General features: G+C 64.8%; 20 protein-coding genes and 1 tRNA gene. 7 read left to right on the top strand and 14 right to left on the bottom strand.

Annotation, left to right across the window (positions count from 1 at the left end):
- The first annotated feature begins 203 nt into the window (after positions 1–203).
- The 3 genes from M2432_RS04325 to M2432_RS04335 all read left to right on the top strand — a co-directional run bounded on the left by M2432_RS04325 (position 204) and on the right by M2432_RS04335 (position 6,036).
- A complete protein-coding gene (locus M2432_RS04325; protein ID WP_280825744.1) occupies positions 204–3,077 on the top strand; it encodes a (Fe-S)-binding protein in 2,874 nt (957 codons plus the stop codon).
- Positions 3,078–3,167: 90 nt separating this feature from the next.
- Complete coding sequence (locus tag M2432_RS04330; RefSeq protein ID WP_280825521.1) at positions 3,168–4,469, top strand: pyridoxal phosphate-dependent aminotransferase; 1,302 nt, start codon at positions 3,168–3,170, stop codon at positions 4,467–4,469.
- Between the two features lie 289 nt (positions 4,470–4,758).
- The gene (locus tag M2432_RS04335; protein ID WP_280825522.1) at positions 4,759–6,036 is read left to right on the top strand and encodes a YibE/F family protein; all 1,278 of its coding nucleotides are present in this window, start codon (positions 4,759–4,761) and stop codon (positions 6,034–6,036) included.
- On the opposite strand, the gene rfbA is transcribed toward M2432_RS04335, so the two are convergent.
- From rfbA to M2432_RS04365, 6 genes are all read right to left on the bottom strand, one after another.
- Positions 5,987–6,853, bottom strand: coding sequence for a glucose-1-phosphate thymidylyltransferase RfbA (gene rfbA, locus M2432_RS04340; protein WP_280825523.1), 867 nt, complete (start codon positions 6,851–6,853; stop codon positions 5,987–5,989). The genes M2432_RS04335 and rfbA overlap by 50 nt on opposite strands.
- A gap of 33 nt (positions 6,854–6,886) precedes the next feature.
- Positions 6,887–7,636, bottom strand: coding sequence for a maleylpyruvate isomerase family mycothiol-dependent enzyme (locus M2432_RS04345; protein WP_280825524.1), 750 nt, complete (start codon positions 7,634–7,636; stop codon positions 6,887–6,889).
- Position 7,637: 1 nt separating this feature from the next.
- Positions 7,638–8,972 carry a cytochrome P450 gene (locus M2432_RS04350; RefSeq protein ID WP_280825525.1) on the bottom strand — a complete coding sequence of 445 codons (1,335 nt, stop codon included), beginning with the start codon at positions 8,970–8,972 and terminating at the stop codon, positions 7,638–7,640.
- Between the two features lie 54 nt (positions 8,973–9,026).
- Entirely contained in the window at positions 9,027–10,358 is a 1,332-nt protein-coding gene (locus M2432_RS04355; protein WP_280825526.1) for a UDP-glucose/GDP-mannose dehydrogenase family protein, read from the bottom strand.
- A gap of 106 nt (positions 10,359–10,464) precedes the next feature.
- Positions 10,465–12,015 carry a hypothetical protein gene (locus M2432_RS04360; RefSeq protein ID WP_280825527.1) on the bottom strand — a complete coding sequence of 517 codons (1,551 nt, stop codon included), beginning with the start codon at positions 12,013–12,015 and terminating at the stop codon, positions 10,465–10,467.
- 228 nt (positions 12,016–12,243) lie between these two features.
- Positions 12,244–13,551, bottom strand: coding sequence for an ammonium transporter (locus M2432_RS04365; RefSeq protein WP_280825528.1), 1,308 nt, complete (start codon positions 13,549–13,551; stop codon positions 12,244–12,246).
- 240 nt (positions 13,552–13,791) lie between these two features.
- Here M2432_RS04365 and M2432_RS04370 point away from each other — a divergent pair, with 240 nt between their 5' ends.
- Positions 13,792–14,442, top strand: coding sequence for a superoxide dismutase family protein (locus tag M2432_RS04370; RefSeq protein WP_280825529.1), 651 nt, complete (start codon positions 13,792–13,794; stop codon positions 14,440–14,442).
- Positions 14,443–14,463: 21 nt separating this feature from the next.
- On the opposite strand, the gene dcd is transcribed toward M2432_RS04370, so the two are convergent.
- Positions 14,464–15,033 carry a dCTP deaminase gene (gene dcd, locus M2432_RS04375; protein ID WP_280825530.1) on the bottom strand — a complete coding sequence of 190 codons (570 nt, stop codon included), beginning with the start codon at positions 15,031–15,033 and terminating at the stop codon, positions 14,464–14,466.
- A gap of 46 nt (positions 15,034–15,079) precedes the next feature.
- Between dcd and M2432_RS04380 the strand changes: the two genes are divergently transcribed.
- Positions 15,080–15,153, top strand: a tRNA-Gly gene (locus M2432_RS04380).
- A gap of 70 nt (positions 15,154–15,223) precedes the next feature.
- Here the strand turns inward: M2432_RS04380 and M2432_RS04385 are convergent.
- Positions 15,224–15,406: a hypothetical protein gene (locus M2432_RS04385; RefSeq protein ID WP_280825531.1), complete on the bottom strand. Its 183-nt coding sequence runs from the start codon at positions 15,404–15,406 to the stop codon at positions 15,224–15,226.
- On the opposite strand from M2432_RS04385, the gene M2432_RS04390 reads away from it, so the two are divergent.
- Entirely contained in the window at positions 15,405–15,593 is a 189-nt protein-coding gene (locus M2432_RS04390) for a hypothetical protein (RefSeq protein WP_280825532.1), read from the top strand. The two genes, M2432_RS04385 and M2432_RS04390, sit on opposite strands and share 2 nt — an antisense overlap.
- Positions 15,594–15,813: 220 nt before the next feature.
- On the opposite strand, the gene M2432_RS04395 is transcribed toward M2432_RS04390, so the two are convergent.
- The 5 genes from M2432_RS04395 to M2432_RS04415 form a co-directional block, all read right to left on the bottom strand.
- On the bottom strand, positions 15,814–16,410 hold the full coding sequence (locus M2432_RS04395; protein ID WP_280825533.1) for a nuclear transport factor 2 family protein: 597 nt from the start codon (positions 16,408–16,410) through the stop codon (positions 15,814–15,816).
- 59 nt (positions 16,411–16,469) lie between these two features.
- Positions 16,470–17,402 (bottom strand): alpha/beta hydrolase family protein, encoded by a 933-nt coding sequence (locus M2432_RS04400; RefSeq protein WP_280825534.1) that lies wholly within the window; start codon positions 17,400–17,402, stop codon positions 16,470–16,472.
- Positions 17,403–17,595: 193 nt separating this feature from the next.
- A complete protein-coding gene (locus M2432_RS04405) occupies positions 17,596–18,363 on the bottom strand; it encodes an SDR family NAD(P)-dependent oxidoreductase (RefSeq protein WP_280825535.1) in 768 nt (255 codons plus the stop codon).
- A complete protein-coding gene (locus tag M2432_RS04410; RefSeq protein WP_280825536.1) occupies positions 18,364–19,161 on the bottom strand; it encodes an alpha/beta hydrolase in 798 nt (265 codons plus the stop codon).
- Positions 19,162–19,601: 440 nt separating this feature from the next.
- On the bottom strand, positions 19,602–20,159 hold the full coding sequence (locus M2432_RS04415) for a TetR/AcrR family transcriptional regulator C-terminal domain-containing protein (protein ID WP_280825537.1): 558 nt from the start codon (positions 20,157–20,159) through the stop codon (positions 19,602–19,604).
- Positions 20,160–20,446: 287 nt separating this feature from the next.
- Here M2432_RS04415 and M2432_RS04420 point away from each other — a divergent pair, with 287 nt between their 5' ends.
- Positions 20,447–21,247: an emopamil-binding protein gene (locus tag M2432_RS04420; protein WP_280825538.1), complete on the top strand. Its 801-nt coding sequence runs from the start codon at positions 20,447–20,449 to the stop codon at positions 21,245–21,247.
- Between the two features lie 24 nt (positions 21,248–21,271).
- Here M2432_RS04420 and M2432_RS04425 read toward each other — a convergent pair whose 3' ends face one another.
- On the bottom strand, positions 21,272–22,120 hold the full coding sequence (locus M2432_RS04425) for an LLM class flavin-dependent oxidoreductase (RefSeq protein ID WP_280825539.1): 849 nt from the start codon (positions 22,118–22,120) through the stop codon (positions 21,272–21,274).
- Between the last annotated feature and the right edge of the window lie 5 nt (positions 22,121–22,125).

The following is a 22,125-nucleotide window of genomic DNA, read 5'->3' on the forward strand; positions in this document are numbered from 1 at the left end:
GCCCACAGTCGGGAACGCCTGGTGGGATGCAGGAAATACGGCGCTCGCGTGTCCATTTAGTTAGGACAGCCTTGCTAGCGACGCTTCTGCCCAGGATGCGACTATGAGCACGCATCCAGCTCAAGTTACCGTTCAGTAACATGCACAAAGTTACCAACTGGTAGCTACGTATCGGAAGAGGCACGGTGGAGAATCTCGAACACATGCTCAACTCGGGCAGGTTGTGGATCACGGTGGTGGCAACCGTCATCGTCGGGTATTTCGCCGTCAAGCGCATCCTGTGGCTGACCAAACTGATCAGTTCAGGCCAGAAGCTCGGCGACGAACGTGGCCGCAAGGACGATCTGGTCCGCCGCTTCCTGAATCAAAACAAGGAAGTCTTCGCCCAGTCGAAGCTGCTGAAGTGGTCGATCCCCGGTATCGCGCACTTCTTCACCATGTGGGGCTTCTTCGTCCTGGCGACGGTGTATCTGGAGGCCTTCGGCGTTCTGTTCAAGCCGGACTTCGCCATCCCGTTTGTCGGGCACTCGCCGGTCTTGGGCGCCCTGCAGGACTTCTTCGCACTGGCCGTGCTGGCCGGCATCATCGTCTTCGCGATCATCCGCCTGAACAAGAACCCGGAGAACATCGGCCGCGAATCGCGCTTCTACGGATCGCACAACGGCGGCGCCTGGGAGATCCTGATCATGATCTTCCTGGTCATCGCGACCTACGCGGTGTTCCGCGGGGCCTCGGTCAATGTGCTGGGCGAGCGCTTCCCCTACCAGAGCGGCGCCTTCTTCTCCGACGCCATGGGCGCACTGCTCAAGCCCCTGGGCCTGACCGCCAACGTCTGGATCGAGAGCATCGCGCTGCTGGGCCACCTCGGCGTCATGCTGGTCTTCCTGCTGATCGTGCTGCACTCCAAGCACCTGCACATCGGCCTGGCGCCGATCAACGTCACCTTCAAGCGCCTGCCCGACGGCCTCGGCCCGCTGCTGCCCATGGAGTACAAGGGCGAGAAGATCGACTTCGACGATCCCGCCGAGGACGCGGTGTTCGGTCGCGGCCGCATCGAGGACTTCACCTGGAAGGCCAACCTCGACATGGCGACCTGCACCGAGTGCGGTCGTTGTCAGTCGCAGTGTCCCGCGTGGAACACCGGAAAGCCGTTGTCCCCCAAGCTCGTCATGATGAACCTCCGCGACCACCTGTTCGCCAAGGCGCCGTACATCATCGAGGGCAAGCCGATGCCCGAGGAAGGCTCGGTTGATTTCGCCAAACTGGGCGACAGCCTGCACGGGCACGGCGTGCCCGAAGACGGTTTCGCACGCATCGAGGGTTCCGGCCCCGAGCAGGCGCTGCGCCCGCTGGTCGGCACCGCTGAGCAGGGCGGCGTCATCGACCCCGACGTGCTGTGGTCCTGCACCAACTGCGGCGCCTGCGTCGAGCAGTGCCCGGTGGACATCGAGCACATCGACCACATTGTCGACATGCGCCGCTACCAGGTCATGGTCGAGTCGGAGTTCCCCGGCGAGTTGGGAGTGCTGTTCAAGAACCTGGAGACCAAGGGCAACCCCTGGGGCCAGAACGCCAAGGACCGCACCAACTGGATCGACGAGCTGGACTTCGACATCCCGGTCTACGGCCAGGACGTCGAGAGCTTCGACGGCTTCGAGTACCTGTTCTGGGTCGGCTGCGCCGGCGCCTACGAGGACCGCGCCAAGAAGACCACCAAGGCCGTCGCTGAGCTGCTCGCCACCGCGGGCGTGAAGTTCCTGGTGCTGGGCACCGGCGAGACCTGCACCGGCGACTCGGCTCGCCGCGGCGGTAACGAGTTCCTGTTCCAGCAGTTGGCCGCACAGAACGTCGAGACCATCAACGAGCTCTTCGAGGGCGTCGAGACGGTCGATCGCAAGATCATCGTCACCTGCCCGCACTGCTTCAACACCATCGGTCGCGAGTACCCGCAGCTGGGCGCCAACTACACCGTGCTGCACCACACCCAGCTGCTGAACCGCCTGGTCCGGGACAAGAAGCTGGTCCCGCTGTCCGGCATGGGCGCCGCCGGTCAGGACGTCACCTACCACGACCCGTGCTTCCTTGGCCGACACAACAAGGAGTACGAGGCTCCGCGTGAGCTGGTCGGCGCAGCCGGCGCAGTGCTCACCGAGATGCCGCGGCACGCCGATCGCGGCCTGTGCTGTGGTGCCGGTGGCGCCCGCATGTGGATGGAAGAGCACATCGGCAAGCGCATCAACACCGAGCGCGCCGAAGAGGCCGTCGACACCGGCGCCTCGGCCATTGCGACCGGCTGCCCGTTCTGCCGCGTGATGATGAGCGACGGCGTCGACGACGTCGCCGCGGCCCGCAACGTGGACAAGACCGAGGTGCTGGACGTTGCACAGCTGCTGCTGAACTCGCTGGACACCAGCAAGGTGACGCTGCCGGCCAAGGGCACCGCCGCTGCTGCGTCGGCCGCTCTGGCCGAGAAGCGGGTCAAGGAAGCTCCGGCACCGGCTTCCGCGCCGGTCGCTGAAGCCGCCCCGGCCGCTACGGCTCCCGCAACTCCGGCCGCACCTGTCGCCACCGCGGTCAAACCCGTGACTGGCCTGGGTATGGCCGCCAAACGCCCAGGTGCGAAGAAGGCCGCAGCGCCTGCTGCTGCTCCTGCTCCGGCTGCTGAGGCACCTGCTGCCGCTGCGGCTCCGGCCAAAGGTCTGGGTCTGGCTGCCGGCGCCAAGCGTCCGGGTGCCAAGAAGGCAGCAGCTCCGGCTCCGGCGGCCGAGGCTGCTTCGGCAGCAGCCCCAGCTCCCGCTGCTGAGGCTGCTCCGGCGGCTGAGGCTCCTGCGGCTCCGGCTGCAGCTGCCGCACCGGTCAAGGGGCTGGGCTTGGCCGCGGGTGCACGTCGCCCGGGCGCCAAGAAGGCCGCTCCGGCTGCTGCCCCCGCAGCACCGGCACCTGAGGCACCGGCTGCTGAAGCTCCGGCAGAGCCCGCCGCGCCGACCGCTCCGGCCACTGAGGCTCCTGCCGAGCCCGCGGCACCGGTTGTCGGACTGGGCCTGCGACCCGGCGCCCGCCGACCCGGAAAGCGCTAAGCAACACCGTCCAGTGGTCAGTTACGACACACATTTCCGCGGATTGTGTGTCCTAACTGGCCATTGGCGTATTGAAGGCTCCAAAAAAGATTGGACGGCAATGGGAGCATGGACATCGTGAGCACGCACCAGGTATCCGGCGACCGCACATGGCAGAGCGGCCATCATCGGCCGCCGCGGATCTTCGCTCAGTCGACCAAGCTGCAGGACGTCCTGTACGAGATCCGCGGCCCGGTACACGAGCAAGCCTCCCGACTGGAGGCCGAGGGCCACCGGATCCTCAAACTGAACATCGGCAACCCGGCACCGTTCGGCTTCGAGGCGCCCGACGTGATCATGCGCGACATGATCGCCGCGCTGCCTTACGCCCAGGGCTACTCCGACTCCAAGGGCATCGTGTCGGCCCGCCGCGCCGTGTTCACCCGCTACGAACTGGTCGACGGATTCCCGAAGTTCGATATCGATGACGTGTTCCTGGGAAACGGTGTCTCCGAGCTCATCACCATGACCCTGCAGGCGCTGCTGGACAACGGCGACCAGGTGCTGATCCCGGCGCCCGACTACCCGCTGTGGACGGCATCGACCGCGCTGGCCGGCGGAACGCCCGTGCACTACCTGTGCGACGAGACCCAGGGCTGGAACCCCGACATCGCCGACCTGGAATCCAAGATCACCGACCGCACCAAGGCGATCGTGGTGATCAACCCCAACAACCCGACCGGCGCGGTGTACAGCCGGGAGACCCTGGAGCAGATAGTCGAACTGGCCCGCAAGCACCAACTGCTGCTGCTGGCTGACGAGATCTACGACAAGATCCTCTATGACGATGCCGAGCACGTCTCCCTGGCGACCCTCGCGCCCGACGTGCTCTGTTTGACCTTCAACGGGCTGTCCAAGGCCTACCGGGTGGCCGGTTACCGTTCCGGCTGGCTGGTCATCACCGGGCCCAAAGAGCATGCGACCAGCTTCATCGAAGGGATCAGCCTGCTGTCGAATATGCGGTTGTGCCCGAATGTGCCTGCGCAGCATGCGATTCAGGTGGCACTCGGTGGCCATCAGAGCATCGAGGATCTGGTGCTGCCGGGCGGTCGTCTGCTCGAGCAGCGCGACATCGCGTGGAGCAAGCTGAACGAGATCCCCGGGGTGTCCTGCGTCAAGCCGGCCGGTGCGCTGTACGCGTTCCCGCGCCTGGACCCCGAGGTGCACGAGATTCGCGACGACGAGCAACTGGTGCTCGACCTGCTGCTGCAGGAGAAGATCCTGCTGACCCAAGGCACCGGATTCAATTGGCCCACACCGGATCACCTGCGGATCGTGACGCTGCCGTGGGCGCGGGATCTGTCCAAGGCCATCGAACGACTGGGCAACTTCCTGGCCAGCTATCGGCAGTAGGGCGGCTGGGCGTGCGCATCCGCTCCACGTCTGGCAGGTCTGTCACATCGACCACTCCAGTCACCGGCAACCACGGCACATGGTTTTGCCCGCCTCTTTGCATCAACTTCGGTGCGCCTGGCCTGTACGTGGATTTGTCGCATAGACGCGGGCACAACGACGTTCGTTTACGTTCAGGTGCCGAAGTGGCCGCTGTGACACGTCAGGACGATGCACCGCGCCGGCCCCACAGCGAGACACCGCCACAGCCCGAACAGACCCACAGGCTGACCCCCTACGCTGATTCGCCGTGGCGCACTCGCACTCGCACTCCCATAGCACCGGCCCCGCACCGCTGGGCCCAATCGCGGCGAAGATCGTCGTCGGCGCACTCGCGGTCATAGGTCTGGCCACACTGATCGGCGCGGTGCTTCTCTGGCCGCACGGCAAGGCCGTCGATATTCCACTGCCGTTCCAGAATGCCAACGGCGGCGCGGTCACCACTGAGGCCGGGCATGTCGTCTCGACCGAGATGGCCAACTGCGGCGGACCGTCAGTAGGCGCGGTACTGACGTCGGCACCGGTCGAGGCCCCACCCGGTGCCGGCAGCTGCGTACATTCGCTGATCGGCATCGACTCCGGACCGAACGCCGGCGCCAACACGCTCCTGGAATTCAGCACTGGCCCTGGCCAGCCGCACCTGGCCGTCGGCGATCACATCAGGATCACGCGGCAGGTCGACAATTCCGGCACCACCACGTACGCCTTCTTCGACTTCGAGCGCACCTGGCCGCTGATCACCTTGGCAGCGATTTTCGCCGTCGTCGTCGTCGCGGTGGCCCGCTGGCGTGGGCTGCGGGCGCTGGTCGGCATCGCCGTGGCGTTCGTGGTGCTGACGGTGTTCCTGCTGCCCGCTCTGCGCGACGGCGGTGCCGCGATCCCCGTCTCGCTGGTGGCGTCGTCGGCAATTCTGTATGCCGTGATCTACCTGGCGCACGGGGTCAGTCTGCGCACCAGCGCGGCGCTGCTCGGCACCCTCAGCTCGCTGCTGCTCGCCGCGTTCCTGTCCTGTGGCGCAATCGAATTAGCTCACCTCACCGGTCTGTCCGAGGACCAGAACAACGACATCGCGGCCTACATGGGGTCGGTGTCGATCACCGGACTACTGCTGGCCGGGTTCATCATCGGCTCGCTCGGCGTGCTCAACGACGTGACCGTCACCCAAGCGTCGACGGCTTTCGAACTGGCCGAACACGGCGCCTCGCGGCGGGCCATCTTCACCGGTGCCATGCGGGTCGGGCGTGACCACATCGCCAGCACCGTCTACACCCTGGTGCTGGCGTACGCCGGTAGCGCACTGCCGCTGCTGTTGCTGTTCAGCGTCGCCAACCGGTCCCTGGGCGACGTACTGACCAGTGAGAACGTGGCCATCGAAATCGCTCGATCAGCGGTCGGCGGTATTGCCCTGGCGTTGTCGGTTCCGCTGACCACCGCGATCGCCGCGGTGCTGGCGACCCCCGCCGCTTCCCCGGTCCCGGCTACCGATTCTCCAGCAGCCCAAGCAGATACGCGCCGTAGCCGGACTTGAGCAGCGCATGGCCGCGGTCGGCCAATTGCTCGTCGTCGATGAGGCCGACCCGCCAAGCCACCTCTTCAGGCACCCCGATCTTCAGACCCTGCCTGCGCTCGATGGTGCGTACGAAATCGCTTGCGTCCAAGAGCGAGTCGAAGGTGCCTGTGTCCAGCCAAGCGGTGCCACGCTCCAGCATCTGGACACTGAGTCGCCCCTGCTCCAGATAGGTCTGGTTGACCTCGGTGATCTCGTATTCTCCACGCGCAGAGGGCTTCAACGATCGGGCAATCTCGATCACATCGTTGTCGTAGAAGTACAGACCGGGTACGGCGTAGCGCGATTTCGGCTCCGCCGGCTTCTCCTCGAGCGACAGGGCCCTACCGTCCGCGGCGAACTCGATCACCCCGTAATCCGACGGGTTGGCCACCTGGTAGGCGAAAACCGCTCCGCCCGTGACGCTTTGGAAGCGCTGCAGGCTGGTACCCAAACCAGGGCCGTAGAAGATGTTGTCGCCCAACACCAATGCCACTGAGCCCGACCCGATGTGGTCGGCGCCGATGACGAATGCCTGTGCCAGTCCGTTCGGCTGCGTCTGGACGGCGTAACTGATATTGATACCCAAATTGGTTCCGTCACCAAGCAATCTGTGAAAGCTCGGCGCGTCATGTGGGGTGGTGATCAGCTGAATGTCGCGGATGCCGGCCATGATCAACGTGGTCAGCGGGTAGTAGATCATCGGCTTGTCGTACACCGGCAACAGCTGCTTGCTGGTGCCCAGCGTGATCGGGTTGAGCCTGGTTCCTGAGCCGCCGGCCAGGATGATTCCCCGCATGGCGTTCAAGGTACTTGATCAGCGCCGCCGACGTCAGAACGCGGAATGGTCCAGCCAGCGATGCCACACCGACTCGTCACCGATGACGTCCAGTCCCGCTGCGGCGGTGGACAACCGCCGGTTGAGAGCCAGCAGCAGACCCGTCACCGGTCCTCGCACCGCGGCGTCGCCCTTGCCGTGCGTATGCGACCAACCCAGCCCGTCCTCGTCGTTGACCAGCATCCACTCGCCGGTCGGCCCGAGTTCGGCTTCGGCGGCGTGCAGGTGCAAGGACGCGCCCGGCACCAGCGGCGGATCCTGGCGCGAAGAAGTCAGGATGACGCGCTCGATGGTCTCGGTCACCCCGTCTGCGGCGAGCTCGGGGTCGAGCTCGAACGGAATCCCGAGCGCCAGTGCCGCGTCGGCGCGGTGCACGATCACCTCGTGCACCCGGCGGCGAATCCACCAGCCCGCCGGTTTTGTTCCGAGGAATGTCCACACCCGCGCATCTGATCCGACCCTGTCGACGGCGTCGATGACGGCCTGTGCCCCAGCATTGAGCCAGTCGATGGCGGCGTCCGGATCCTCCGGCGGCTTCCCGTCGCGCACGTCACGCGGGTCCAGCGGCTCCTGCTGTCGGTAGGCGATGATCTGCGCGGACCACCGGGTACCCCGCCCCACATGGCGGAACAATTGTTTGAAGGTCCAGCCCGGACAGGTCGGAACCTCAGTAGACGGATCGGCGTTCCGGATGAGCTCGCCGAAGGCCGCGGTTTCGCTGATCAGTGCGGTACGAAAGTCCACCCTATGAACGTACCGCTGTGCGGGCTTGGCCGAGTGCGATCGGCAATGCTGCCCAGCCCCGAAGTACGCGGGTGTCGCGTCGCGTTCCGGCACCGGCCAATCGGGCCTGCGGATACCGTTCGAAGAACGTCCGAAGGCCCACCTCGCCCTCTGCTCGGGCCAGCGCCGCTCCGAGACAGAAGTGCCGACCGCCCGAAAACGACAGGTGCTTGCCAGCATTGGCCCGGGTGACGTCAAAGCGGTGTGGATCGGGGAACACCGCGGGGTCACGATTGGCGCCGGCCAGGTACGCGATCACCGGCTCGCCTGCGCGCACCGGGCGTCCAGCCAGCTCGAGGTCGAACCGAGCGATCCGACCGGTCAGTTGCACTGGCGATTCCAGCCGCAGGATCTCTTCGACCGCGTTGGGCCACAACTCGGGCCGGTCGAACAGGATGGCCAACTGATCGGGGTGCGCCAGCAGCATCCGGATGCCACTGCCCAACAGGTTCACTGTGGTCTCGAACCCGGCGACCAGCACCAGCCCCGCGGTGGCCCGCAGTTCCTCGTCGTTGAGCCGCTCATCGCCTTCGCCACTGACGATCAGCTGGCTCATCAAGTCGTCACCGGGGTTGGCGCGCAGCTGCCGCAGGTGATCGGACAGCCAGTCGTTGAAGCCGTTCAGACCGCTTTCCACCCGCAGGTACTGCTCCCAGGACAACCCGATGTCCAGGCTGGGCGCGACCAGCTCACCGAATTCCAGGATGTGCGAGCGTTCGTCGTCGGGCACCCCCAGCATGCCGCCGATGACGGTGACCGGCAGCAGCGAGCAATAGCGCTTCACGATGTCGATCGGAACGTCAACCGAGCCCTTGTCCGCCTGCAGGCCGTCGATCAGCTCAGTGGCGGTCAACTGCACCCGATCTCGCAGCGCCGCGACCGCACGGGTGGTGAAGACCGAGGAGACGGCCTTGCGGTACCGCGTGTGGTCGGGCGGGTCGACGGACAGCAGCGATGGCGGCAGCAGCGGGTGCAGCCTGCCCGGCACCGCGGTCTTGCCTTGTAGCCAGGCCAGCGGCGGAGTCAGCGCACCGCCGATCTGGGTGACGGTGAAGTCATCCGAGCGCAGCAACTGGTGAATCAAGGCGTGATCGGCGGTCAGCCAGGCGACGCGACCGCGCACCAAGCGACCACGACTGCGCACTTCGTCGGCGAAGGCTGCCAGGTCGGCGCGGACCGCAGGGTCGGACATCAACCGGCCCTGCAGATCCCCGCGTCGCGCGGAATAACGCGATAGCCCGCGGATGACAGCGTGCAGCGCGAACCAATTGAGCCGTCGTCGCATCCGGGCCTTCATGGGCCCGAGCTTAGGAGCCCGGCAAGGGGGGTGGCTACCTACTCCGGTAGGAAATCAGGCGGCGTTGAGGTTGCGGCCCAGCGCGTGCACCCGCCAGCCAGCCGTCTGCCAACGCTGCACGTCGAGGCAATTGCGACCGTCTACAACCACTTTCGCACGCACAGTGGCTGTTAGCTGCTCGGGGTCCAGGTCCAGGAATTCCTGCCACTCGGTGAGCACCAGCACCGCGTCGGCACGATCACAGGCCTCAAGTGCCGATGTGGAGTAGTTCAGCGTCGGAAAGACGCGCTGCGAGTTTTCCATGGCCTTCGGGTCATAGACGTTGACCGTGGCGCCGTTGAGCTGCAGCATGCCTGCGACGTTCAAGGCCGGAGAGTCCCGCACATCATCGGATTCGGGTTTGAAGGCCGCACCGAGCACCGCGATGTTGACGCCCAAGAGCGAACCGCCGCAGGCCTTGGTGGTCAGTTCCACCATGCGGGTACGACGGCGCATGTTGATGCTGTCCACCTCACGCAGGAAGGTCAGCGCCGGGTTGGCACCCAACTCCCCCGCCCGCGCCATGAACGCCCGGATGTCCTTGGGCAGGCAGCCTCCACCAAAACCCAAGCCCGCGTTGAGGAAGCGTCGTCCGATCCGGGAGTCGTAGCCAAGCGCATCGGCCAGCAGAGTTACGTCGGCGTCGACTGCCTCACACACTTCGGAGATGGCATTGATGAACGAAATCTTGGTTGCCAGAAAAGCATTCGCGGATACCTTGACCAGCTCGGCGGTCTGCAGGTCGGTCAGCAGGAACGGCACGCCCTCGTCCAGCAACGGAGCGTACAGCTCGCGCAGCGCAGACTCGGCGCGCTGTGAACCTTTTTGCACGCCAAGCACAATGCGGTCCGGGTGCAAGGTGTCCTGCACCGCAAAGCCTTCCCGCAGGAACTCCGGGTTCCAGGCAACTTCGACGTCTATACCCTCGGGCGCCAGTTCGCGGGCCCGAACACCGAGTTCTGCTGCAGTGCCGACCGGAACGGTGGACTTGCCGATGATCACCGCGGACCGGCGCAGCCGCGGCACCAGGGTGTCGATAACCGAGTGCACGTGCCGTAGATCGGCGCCGTATTCGCCCTTCTTTTGCGGGGTACCCACACCGAGAAAGTGGATATCGCCGAATTCGGCGGCCTCGTCATAGTCGGTGGTGAAGCGCAGCCGCCCGCCCTCGATGTTGTCGCGCAGCATCTTTCGCAGCCCGGGCTCGTAGAACGGGATGTCACCGCCGGCCAGTTTGGCGATCTTGCCGGGGTCGATGTCGACACCGACGACGTCATGGCCCAGCTCGGCCATACCTGCGGCGTGGGTTGCTCCCAGGTAGCCGGTCCCGAACACGGTGCATCGCATATGTCCTTGCTAAGCGGCCGCGATGAGCACGGTGCTACATGACACTTAGCGGCAAGCCAACGGAAGGTGACAAGGTTGTCGGCCTACCGCTGCGAACTGGGCGAGTTCAGTCGCCCTTGCAGAAGATCAGGAAGCAAGCCTTGGGCCCATGTCCACCCGGGTACGGGTTACCTGGGTATCCACCACCGGGGTACTGGCCGCCGGGGTAGCGCCCGTTCGGATAACCGTTGTTGCCTTGGTAGCCATCGCCATAACGACCGGGGTAGCGGTTGCCGGGGTAGCCCTCATCCGAATCGCCCTGCTGCCAAGCAGACTGCGGCGGCCCTTGGCTCCAGCCCGGCCCATAGCGCTGCGAAGGCGGAGGCACCGCGGTCAGCCCCGGTGGGAGGACCAGTGGGGGCGCCAACACCGGCGCGACCGGCGCCGGAGCCACAGGCCCTGGCATGGACACCGGAACGGGTGCCTGAACCGGGGCAGGCGCTTCAGGTGCGGGTGCGGGCGGCGGCGCTTCGGGAGCCGGCGCTTTCGCTTCCGGCGGTGCCACGTACACGGTGTGCGGCGCAACCTCGGGTGCCGGCGCTTCGTGCGCCGCAGGCGGCGGAGCGTTGAGGGTTTCGACCGCGGCCGGCGGCGGTGCCGCCGGCGCAGGTGCCGGGACAACCGCTGCTGGCGGTGGAGCGGGCGCAGCCAGTGGCGCACTGGGCACGATGGCGGCCTGAGCTGGTGCGGGTCGTTCGTCGACCGTCGGGCGGATGCTCACCGCAAGCGAAATGGCAAGGGCCACAACACCCACGACGAAGATCGACGTCAGCGCGCTACCGACCAGCAGGAAGGGTTTGCGGTCCTGATCGGTGCCCACCGGGGCGTCGCCGAGTTCATCGAAGCCGAACTCGTCGGCGGTCAGCATCGGATCAGCCAGTGGACCATCAGCGGAGCCGTAGGCGGCGGCGCCGAATGCAGCGGCGGCGCCGGCGGGTGCCATCGAGTACGCCAGCCCTGCAGTGGCCGCGTCGAAGATCGGGGCGCTCGCCGAAGCCAGCGCGGCTCCTCGAGCCAAAGCCAGCTCGGCATCGTCGGGTGCGCTCACCGGAATGTCGACAAGGTGGGCGAGGTGCTCCTGCACGGCCGTCACGTCGACACCGGAACCGACGACGAACATGCCGCCCGGCGGCGTCTCCCGCTGGGCGATCGCTGAAGCCATCTCGCTGAAAACCGCCATGGCATCGGCGCTGTGCAGACTCCGACTCAGCACCTTGGAAATTGCACCGTCCGCTTCGACCACCGAGGCCGTGGCGGTGTCGCGGTCGACGAACAGCAATCCGGTGCTGTTGTAGCCGACAGACTGGCCCGCGGCCTGCGCCAGCGCACTGGCAGCGTGCAGCTCGGAGACCATCATGACGTCCTTGACGCCTGCGGCATCCAGCGCGTCGCGCAGTTGTGCAGCCTCGTCGTGGTCGCTCCAGGCGACGCCGATCGAGGCGAGTTTGTGCCCGCCTTCCTCGGCGCTTTCCCGAGTACCCAAAATCGCGCCGACTACCTGATCCACCGGTGTTGCTGCAGCCGGATCCGAAGAGGTTTCAAAAATATCGTGGTCGACGATCGCACCGTCGGCCTTATCACCTTCAACCAGTGCCATGCGCACTGTATTCGGCGTCATAGACACACCAAGAACGATGTCCACTAGCCCTCCAATAGTGTTTGCTACGCTATCTAGGCCGGGATCGGGAACCCTTGCCGAACAAGCCCACAACTAGAAGCTTCATCGCCTCGACGAGCTGTCTTGTTACAGCGCCGAGCCTGACGAAGTTCTGGCCGCGGCGGCACGGTAACCGTCACGCCGGTAAACCCACCCTACCCGGCTCAGCTCTGGACCAAACACCTAGATTCAGACGCTTTCGTCGTCGAGGGGACGCGGCCGGTTCAGCAGCTCGGTCAGTGAGCTGGACGGGCGCCGGGTACCCAGATGGCCGTGCACGCCCTCGGCGTAGGCGGTCTCAGCGTGCTGGGTGAAATCGACGCCCGCGGTCTCGTCTTCAGCGCTGACCCGGAAGCCCATGACCTTGTCAATGGCCTTGCCCAGCACAAACGTCGCGCTGAACGCATAGAGCGCAACGACGACCACGGCCAGTAATTGCTTGCCCAGCTGGGCGAAGCCGCCGCCGTAGAACAGGCCGCGAGCGCCACCCGTCATGACGTCGGTGGCCAGCAGGCCGATCAGCAGCACACCGACCACGCCGCCGACGAAGTGGACGCCGACCACGTCGAGTGAGTCGTCGTAGTTGAGCTTGAATTTCAGGCCTACGGCAAACGAACAGACCAGACCGGCGGACAGGCCGACGAGCAGCGCACCGAGGGCGTTGACGGTGCCGCAGGACGGGGTGATCGCGACCAGGCCCGCCACCACGCCCGAGGCGGCACCGAAGGTGGTGGGCTTGCCGTCTCGGATTTGCTCGACCGAGAGCCAGCCCAGCATGCCCAGGCACCCTGCGACCAGAGTGTTCAGGAAGATCGCCGCGGCTGTGCCGTCGGCGGCGAACGCCGAGCCGGCGTTGAAACCGAACCAGCCGAACCACAACAGACCCACACCGAGCAACACGAACGGCAGGTTGTGCGGGCGCATCGCGTCTTGTTTGAACCCGATCCGTGGTCCCAGCACTATTGCCAGCGCCAGCGCCGAGGCGCCCGAAGCGATTTCGACCACCAGACCGCCCGCGTAGTCCAGCGCACCGAATTTGGCCAGCCAGCCACTGGGGCTCCACACCCAGTGCGCGATGACGCTGTAGACCACGATGGCCCAGATCGGGACGAAGACCATCCAGGCCGAGAACTTGGCCCGGTCGGCGATGGCGCCGCTGATCAGGGCGGCGGTGATGATGGCGAAGGTCAGCTCGAAGGTGACGAACAGCAGCTCGGGCACGGTGCCGTGGTTGGTGCGCGGGCCGAGGCCCGCCAGGCCGAAGTGCTCGAGGCTGCCGATGAAGCCCCCGCCGCCCGAGAACGACAGGGTGTACCCGAGCAGCAGCCACGCGACCGTGACCAACGGGATCGAGATGAAGCTCATCATGATCATGTTCAGTACGCCGGTGGTGCGGACCATGCCGCCGTAGAAGATGGCGAGCCCCGGGGTCATCAGCAGGACCAGGGCGGTGCTGGCGAGCAGCCAGGCGGTAGCGGCGGGATCGATGCCTTGCACGTGCAAACTCCTTTAACGATCCCGACGAGGATGTCGGGACCGCGTTTCGGTCGCGCGGCGAAGGTGTTTCGGACGTGTTACGCAGGACTGACTGTTTGCTTGGCGTTAGCGTAATTTGTGTTGACCCTGCGGCTATGGCGCAGATGTGCGGGTAACCGGCGCCAATTTGGCAGGCTCAACTCCGCGCCGATGTTCTTACAGTCGCGCATAAATCATCGCCGTTCGGGGTATCCGGATTTGATGTTGACCCGCACAATCGCAGCCGCCGCGCTGCTGGCAGCACCCATCGCTGCTTTGGCAGGCTGCAATTCCAATCAGAGCGCCACGCAGCGGACGACCGCATCGCCGACCAGCTCGCCCCCGGCTGGTGCACAGGCCATGAAAGTCGAGTTGAAAGGGGCCGACGGCAAGCCCGTAGCCAACGCCACCATCGACTTCGCCAACGGGTACGCGACAGTCACCGTGGAGACCATCGGCAGCGGGATCCTGTCCCCCGGCAGCCACGGCATGCACATCCACTCGGTGGGTAGGTGCGAGCCCCAGTCCATGGCTCCGACCGGTGGACCACCCGCAGACTTCGCCTCTGCCGGCGGCCACTTGCAAGTCCCTGGGCACACCGGACACCCGGCCAGCGGCGATCTGACACCCCTGAATATCCGCAGGGACGGCACCGGGAAGGTGGTCGCCACCACCGACGCGTTCGCCGCGGCGGACCTGAAGGGTCCGAAGGGAAGCGCGCTGATCATCCACCAGGGCCCGGACAATTTCGCCAACATCCCGCAGCGGTACACCCACAACGGCGTGCCGGGTCCGGATGCCGAGACGATGGCTACCGGCGATGCCGGCGGCCGTGTGGCGTGCGCGGTCCTGGGTCCGGCGGCACACCCGTAGATCGACCCCGTCAGGGCTAAGTCAAGGCTTGGTGAAGTTGAGGTAGGACCGCGACGGCGTCGGCCCGCGCTGGCCCTGGTACTTGGAGCCGACCTTGCTGCTGCCGTACGGGTGTTCGGCGGGGCTGGTCAGCCGCAGTAGACACAGCTGGCCGATCTTCATCCCCGGCCACAGCGTGATCGGCAGGTTCGCGACGTTCGACAGCTCCAGCGTGATGTGCCCCGAAAAGCCTGGGTCTATGAACCCCGCGGTGGAGTGCGTCAGCAGGCCGAGGCGCCCAAGTGACGACTTACCTTCCAGCCGGCCCGCCAAATCGTCTGGCAGCGTGCAGGTTTCGAGCGTCGAGCCCAGCACGAACTCGCCGGGGTGCAGGACGAACGGTTCGCCTTCGGCTGGTTCGACCAGCGACGTCAGCTCGTCCTGTTGTTTGGCCGGGTCGATATGCGTGTAGCGGGTGTTGTTGAAAACCCGGAAGAGGCTGTCCAGCCGGACGTCGACGCTGGAGGGCTGGACCAGGGAGTCGTCGAACGGGTCGATGCCGAGGCGGCCGGCGGCGATTGAGGCCCGGATGTCGCGGTCGGAGAGGAGCACCCGACGAGCGTATAGGCTACGGATGCTAATCTTCCTAGCCACACACGCCGATGTAGTTCAATGGCAGAACATCAGCTTCCCAAGCTGAATACGCGGGTTCGATTCCCGTCATCGGCTCCATATTTACCAGCGGAAACGCTGTTCGAGCCCTTCGAAAATCCGCCTGGTTGTCACCACCCGCTCGAAAGTGTCACCAGCAGCCTTCAGCGAGTCGCTCGACCAACTGCCGCTTTCTCGCCGCCCGCAGCACCGAGACCAAACGATCAGGCAGCGGCAGCGTGCGCCCGGACATGGCCGACTTCGGGTCATTTTCGACGGTCGTGCCGCCTGCCGATACGCGGTTGTTGGTGATCGAGGCTAGTCTCGCTTCCATGCGCATCGCCATCGTGGCGCTCGGGGTTGTGGTGACACTGTTCGGACTGCTGTTTGCACTACAGGGCTTGGGCGCTGTCCATGGAAGCCCAATGACCAACACCACGACGTGGTCGGTGCTCGGTCCGATCATCGCCCTGGTCGGCATCGGCATCGCGTTCACGGCATGGCGTTGGCGCAAGCCGTGATGACGATGATCCACGCCTTTACGGCACCAAGCCTGCGCGGGTCACGGTGGCGGACACAAATGTGGACGTGCCGAACGGGCGACCTTCCGCTTTAGGTCGACGATCCTCGACACGCCGGGTTGATTACCAAACGGTCTGAATCTCAACGGGATGGCCGGGCCAAGACGACCGCGGCGAAGAAAACAGCTACACGGGCAAATCTACCCGCAGCGCCAGGTGCTCATCGAGTATCCGGCGCAGCGCGACGTCCACCGGATACGCAGATGCCATGCTGCTTCATCCTGACGTCCCCCTCCTCAGTCAATAAGACCACGGTCTCGCGGGTCGAGGTGCTTGGCGAGGGCCGAGACGGGGGTCCAAGCCCGGAGTGCCACCAGCGTCGCCAAGCACGCGGGTGTCCGGCGACCTTCGACAGCAAGACCGTCGGGTCCAAGTAAGACACCCGGCCTATGACCAGGCCGTCCTGCAACCAGAACCTGTCGCAGGCATCCCAGGTCACTGGCCGCCCACACAGGCAGCCGCTCAGGCGCACCTCGACGTACACCCCGCCATCGAAGACTTTGGCGTGCAGGACTTCCCCGCGCAGGTCCGGGACTAGTGCGTACACCCGCGCGAAGAAGTCGAGCAGACTGGCAGGACCGACGGCATCGGGGGTTCGTGGTTGCACGCCCCGGTACTCGGGGTGGGTGTACTCGGCCAAACCGGCAACACTGTCGTACTGGCCGGCGCCGAAGGCTGCCGTGAACAGTTCGACCCAGTGCTCGGGACTATCAACGCGTGGCCCCTGCGGACCGATGTCAGCTGTTGGTGATGTCATTGTGACTCCTAGATGTGTGGGCAACGAGTCGCTCGCCCGAGCGGGCGACACGCGACCTGCTACGTCGAAGCGTTTAGGCAGCGCTGCAGGTCGGGTTTCATCAACTGAAGTTGTTGCCCCCAGTAGTTCCAGCTGTGGGTGCCATCGGCTGGGAAGTTGAAGACACCGTTCTTGCCACCGGCGGCAAGGTATTTGTCTTGGAAGGTTCTGCTGGTTCGGGCCAGGAATTTTTCGAGGAATTCGGCCGCGGCCAGGTTGCCGGCACCGGTGCCTGTATCGAAATCCGAGGGCACGCCAGTCCCGGCGTAGATCCAGATGCGGGTGTTGTTGGCGACAAGTTTGGCGATGTTGACGGTGGGGTCGTTGCGCTGCCACGCGGGGTCGCTGGACGGGCCCCACATGTCGTCCGGACTGAACCCGCCGGCGTCGCCCATGGCCAGGCCGATCAGAGTGGGCCACCACCCTTCCGATGGGTTCAGCGCTCCGGATAGCGCTGCGGCATAGACGAATTGATCCGGGTGCCAGATCGCCAGGTTCAGAGAGGACGAGCCGGCCATGGACAGGCCGACTGCGGCGTGGCCGGTGCGTGAGACGCCTCTGTTGGCCTCCAGCCAAGCGGGCAGTTCTTGGGTGAGGAATGTTTCCCACCGATAGGTGAACGTGCCCTCTTTGCCTTTGGCCGGCTTGTACCAGTCTGTGTAGAAGCTCGATTGTCCGCCGACGGGCATGATCACCGACAGGCCGGAGTTGTTGTACCACTCGAACGCCGAGGTGTTGATATCCCAACCATTGAAGTCGTCTTGTGCGCGCTGTCCGTCGAGGAGGTAGATCGCGTGCGGCCCGCCGTATTGGAACTGGATGCGGATGACGCGACCCATCGATGCAGAGGGCACGTCGAGATACTCGACCGGCAAGCCAGGACGTGAAAAGGCCTGCGCGGGAACGGGAGCCGTACCAAAAACAATGGCCGGCGCGAGAACTGCGCTTGCCACGACAAGAACGAGACGTCGCCGGAAGGCACGAACTGCAGAACTGAACTCGGACACGGTGATTCTCCATTCAGGGCGGATCCGCCCGACTTGATGGCCAGGTTTACGAACAGGCGATGCTGGTCGGCGTTCTAGAACGAATGCGGCTCACATGCCGGCCGGCAGTAGAAAAAGTCTTACGACAGTGTGGAATTCGTCAGGCGCTCAGCCGGCGGGTGAGCGCTGCGACGGCGCCGGGGGCGAGTGCATTGGCGGTGACCAGCGCCGACCAGGGCCGCGGAACCGCGAGGTTGGCTTTGCGGCGTTCCACCAGATCGGTGACGGCTCGAGCGACCCGGTCGGGTTTACTGACCAGCCAGCGGGTGGACGAGCGGGCCAGCAGCTCACTCTGGGGAATGCCCTCGGTGTCGATGAATCCAGGCAGGACGCAGCCTACGTGTACGCGGGTGTCGCGTTCCTCGGCGCGCAGCGCGTCACTCCAACCGATCAGCGCGAACTTCGAGGCGCTGTAGGCGCTGCGACCCGGTGTCGCGATGCGTCCGGCGATCGAAGACATGTTCACCACCGTGGCTGGAGCACCTCGCCGCAAGGCGGGCAACAATCGCTCCGTGAGTCGGACGGTGGCGTCGAAGTTGAGGCTCATGGTTCGCTGTACCGCGGGCCATCCGCCGTCGGGATTACCGAATCGCACGGGTCCGCCCATGCCGGCGTTGTTGACGAGCAGACCGAGATACCCGTGCCAGAGCTTGTCGACCTCGGCGGCGACTCGAACCGGTGCGTCATCGTCGATGAGATCCAGGGCGAGCCAGGGTGTTTGGTCGAGTTCACCGGATAGTTGATCGAGCCGGTCTGCCCGGCGCGCAACCAGCAGTACCTCCCACCCGTCGGCGATCAGCCGGCGCGCAGTTGCCTTCCCGATCCCGCTGGAAGCGCCCGTCACTACCGCTGTGCGGGTAGCAGTCATTCAGGCCACCGCCGCGTGGACAGACCGCACAAAGGGTTCAACGAACTGCAGGAACTCGTCGGGCTGCGAGGAGAACGGCGCGTGCCCAGTGTTGAACACTTCAAGTTGCGAGCCCGGGATGAGCCGGTGTGCGACGTTTCCGAAGCGCAGCGGGATGATGGGATCGCGCTTCCCCCATACGATCTGCGTCGGTGCGGTGATTGCAGCGGCGCTCCCGGTCAGATCAAAGGCGGGTTCGGTGAAGCTGTGCCACAGAGACGAATACATCGCTCGGCCGGTCGGCGTCTTTGCGGCCCGAACCGCCTGCGTGACCACCGCATCGTCGTTCGCGGTCATCGGCTTCATGTAGTAGGGGACGATGTGGGGCAGCAATCGCCTTGCCACCAAAGAGGATCCGAACGCTCGGCAGTAGACGCGGCTGATGATGGAGCGCCGGACGAACCCGCCCGACTGAACCAAGATGAGACCGGCGACCCGGTCGGGATGGTCCAGAGCCAATCGGGCGGCAGCGAACCCACCGATCGAGTTGCCGATGAACACCGCGGGCCCGAGGTGCAACGTCTCGACGATCTCGGCGAGGACATCGGCGAGCGCGGGAGCGGTGATTGTCGGATTGGGGTCCGATTCGCCGTGTCCGGGCCAGTCGACCGCGATCACCCGATAGTTGGCTGCCAGCGGTCCTGCGATCGCATCGAAGTCGTGGTGGTCGTGCAACGTGGCGTGCAGCAGGACGATCGGTGGGCCGTCACCGGTTTCCTGGTAGGCCACCATTCCCGCTGCCGTAGGTAGTTTCTGCATGGTCGCTCCTCAACGCGGTCGCACACCACGTAAGTTTCATTGACCGGTCGGTCGGTCAATCCTGATGCTACAAGGCAGTGATCTACCGTGCAAGACCAAACGACCGCCCGGCCAACCACCGCATCTTGGAACGCGGCCGAGATAGCCGAACCGGGGTTGCTGAATGAAATTCGTTTGAATCGTGCGCATTTCACCGCGGAATCGCGAGATGGACAAGACGGCCGCAAGCAGACTCCGGTGCCGAACGGCATCGCCGAGGTACTTCCTCGTCAGTTGCCGCCCGGCTATTCAGTCATGCACCCGGGCGACATCGACGAACCGGGTGCGGGGACCGAAGCACTAAGTGCCGTAGCGAGAAATCTGATCTATGGGCCAATACCGGGGTGCGTCGAAGCGGACGCAGCGGATGCTGGGGCTGCTGGCGCGCTGAGGTGGCGCCGCTACGACAACTTCGCCTGTAATCCCGAAATGATGGCATTCAAGCTGAATTCCAGATGCTGTTCGTCGTCGCCGTCAGAATCTCGGGCGGCCACCACTTGGCGGAGCACTGGAAAGTCTTCAGCCGCAGCGGTACTCAACACAATCGCCACGTCTGAAACATAGGGGTGCTCTCGGCTCTGGGACAGGAAGACCGCTTCGCGGCCCGCGGCATGGCCCAGCTCACTGACGAGACGAAGGACGTGACTTGCATCGTCCACCGAAAATCCCGCGTCGACCAATGACTGAAGAACACACTCGACAGGTTCGAGCGCTCCGAGGCTGCCTGCGGGCAACCGGAAGTACGTCGCCAGCACGCCCAGGGTGACCGTGGCCTCCCGAAGTGCGGCGGCATAACTGCGCAAGACGTCGCACCAGTCGCCGCCGGTCGGTATCTCCATTCGGCTCAGTTCGACGGCGAATGCGTCCACTGCCACCAGTTCACGAAGAGCTTCGCGGTCTCCGACGTGGTAGTTGAGAGCCTTGGGGTCCACGCCAAGTATGTCGGCGACTGCTTGCATCGTCAGCTCTTCTGGAGCCAGCGTGCGGGCCGTCGACACTATCCGCTCGCGTGTTATCTGCCGGGGTCGCCCTCGCTGCCGGGGCTTCGTCGCGTCATCCGCTGCACCCTGCACATCAAGCCTTTCGATTCCGAACATCGTCAACGCATGATATTTTCCCGGTCAGGATAAATTCGCGAAAGCGACTGCATACCTATGAACAATGAGGACAGCGTAGGACCCGTGCCGATCACTACCCGACCGGGAATCTGCGGCGACTGCTCGGCTCCTCTCGGAAAGGTGTCCGTATGACCAATGTCGCTGCACCCGAGCCGAATCTGGCCAGTCCATGGGCACCTCATCGCGTGCGAATGTACTTGGCGACTGCACTCTTCACGGGCCTGGTGTTTGTGGGAATGACAATCGGCGTCGGAGTCGGCGCGATCGACCCCACCTTCACCTCAGACGTCAGGGCCAACCTGCTGTTCGGAATTCCGGCTATCTTGGTCCCCCTCATACTTCTCTGGGATGCCCCGGGCGAGAACCGCACGCGAGTCGAAAGGGCCGCGGAACTAACGCTGTTCTATCTGCCTTACACGGCCTTCAGCCAGATCTGCTACGAACTGGTTTTCCTGATCGGCCACCCGCTGGGGTGGTGGACACCCACATCTGACCCGGGGATCAAATGGTTGTGGTGGCAATACGGACTCGCCGATACGCGCTACGCCAGCGGGAATCCATGGACCTTCGGTCTCGAGGTTGTCGGGGTCAGTACCGGGATCGTCGTGATCACCATGTGGACCCGCCTCATCCGGCAATCTCTGCCGATCGAACGGCGAATTCGCGCGCTCTGGATTTCGTTCGCCGGGATCGCGGTGCTGATGAGCAGTACGGCCGTCTACTTCATTTCGGAGGTCGGTGCCGGCTTCAAGGACATCGGACAGGGCGCGTTCGGTCTCTGGTTCAAGTTCCTTGGTGAGAACATCCCCTTCATCGTGCTGCCCGCACTAGTGCTGTACGCGATCCATATCCAGATCGACTATTTGATCCGGAAAGTCGCCATCGAACAAGCTTTAGCCGGGTCCGAGGCCTCTCCGACCCCGAGTTGACGCTGCGACAAAAAGGCGGCGCGCTCAGCGGCGGTAGGCGTCGATCACTGACTGACCGAAGTCCGAGATTGACTCAACAGGCGCCGAATCGGCGAACCACACGTAGAACCGTTGAGCACCTTGACGTTCCAGACCTCGGAAGTATTCGATCAACTCGCCGGCGTTCCCGCAGACCAGACCGGGGCCGAGGTGGCCGAAACGCCGGCGGCTCTTCTCGATGACGGTGTCGCGGTCGGTGTCGTCGCGGATGAACGCGACCATCTGCTGCACCGACACCCGCGCCGAGCCGATCGAGGGTAGGTATTCGCGCAGTCTGTCGACTTTGGTGGCGGGCAGGTTCCACCAGTCGGCGTGCTCGCGCACCAGGTTGAGCATTCGAGGACCCGTGCCGCCCAACAGGATCGGGATCGGCCGAGTGGGTGTGGGAGCCTGCGCCATGCCGTTTTCACCATCACCCCAGTAATTCGTCAGCAAACGCAGGGTTTCACCGAGTGCCTCGATGCGCGCCTGTGGACCGTCAGTCGTGATGTCGAACTTCGCCAGTTCGTCGGCCATCGAGCCTGACCCCAGCCCCAGCTCGAAGCGGCCCCCGCTGGCCTCGGCCAGTGTCACCGCCTGTTTGGCAAGCACGGCCGGATGACGAAATGCATCGCAGAGCACAACATGACCGATGCGCAGCCGTGCGGTATGCGCAGCGACCCACGTGGCGACGGTCATCGCCTCCCAGATCGGCTGCTCGGGCGCCATCGGGGTTTCCACGTGATCGAGGAACGCCACCCCGTCGAATCCGCTGACCTCGGCCGCTTGGGAGCGCTCGACGAGATCACCGATACCGATCCGACTCTGCGGGAGATACAGAAACCATTCGACCATCAGGC

The organism is Mycobacterium sp. OTB74, assembly GCF_029892685.1.
Classification (GTDB): Bacteria; Actinomycetota; Actinomycetes; order Mycobacteriales; family Mycobacteriaceae; genus Mycobacterium.

Coding starts and splice junctions, on each gene's coding strand:
- M2432_RS04355 (WP_280825526.1), bottom strand. CDS start 10,358: ATGCGATGCACCGTGTTCGGGACCGGCTACCTGGGAGCAACCCACGCC.
- M2432_RS04410 (WP_280825536.1), bottom strand. CDS start 19,161: ATGCAGAAACTACCTACGGCAGCGGGAATGGTGGCCTACCAGGAAACC.
- M2432_RS04405 (WP_280825535.1), bottom strand. CDS start 18,363: ATGACTGCTACCCGCACAGCGGTAGTGACGGGCGCTTCCAGCGGGATC.
- M2432_RS04325 (WP_280825744.1), top strand. CDS start 204: ATGCTCAACTCGGGCAGGTTGTGGATCACGGTGGTGGCAACCGTCATC.
- M2432_RS04385 (WP_280825531.1), bottom strand. CDS start 15,406: ATGGAAGCGAGACTAGCCTCGATCACCAACAACCGCGTATCGGCAGGC.
- M2432_RS04420 (WP_280825538.1), top strand. CDS start 20,447: ATGACCAATGTCGCTGCACCCGAGCCGAATCTGGCCAGTCCATGGGCA.
- rfbA (WP_280825523.1), bottom strand. CDS start 6,853: ATGCGGGGAATCATCCTGGCCGGCGGCTCAGGAACCAGGCTCAACCCG.
- M2432_RS04350 (WP_280825525.1), bottom strand. CDS start 8,972: ATGAAGGCCCGGATGCGACGACGGCTCAATTGGTTCGCGCTGCACGCT.
- M2432_RS04395 (WP_280825533.1), bottom strand. CDS start 16,410: ATGACATCACCAACAGCTGACATCGGTCCGCAGGGGCCACGCGTTGAT.
- M2432_RS04415 (WP_280825537.1), bottom strand. CDS start 20,159: ATGCAAGCAGTCGCCGACATACTTGGCGTGGACCCCAAGGCTCTCAAC.
- M2432_RS04370 (WP_280825529.1), top strand. CDS start 13,792: ATGTTGACCCGCACAATCGCAGCCGCCGCGCTGCTGGCAGCACCCATC.
- M2432_RS04425 (WP_280825539.1), bottom strand. CDS start 22,120: ATGGTCGAATGGTTTCTGTATCTCCCGCAGAGTCGGATCGGTATCGGT.
- M2432_RS04360 (WP_280825527.1), bottom strand. CDS start 12,015: ATGACGCCGAATACAGTGCGCATGGCACTGGTTGAAGGTGATAAGGCC.
- M2432_RS04390 (WP_280825532.1), top strand. CDS start 15,405: ATGCGCATCGCCATCGTGGCGCTCGGGGTTGTGGTGACACTGTTCGGA.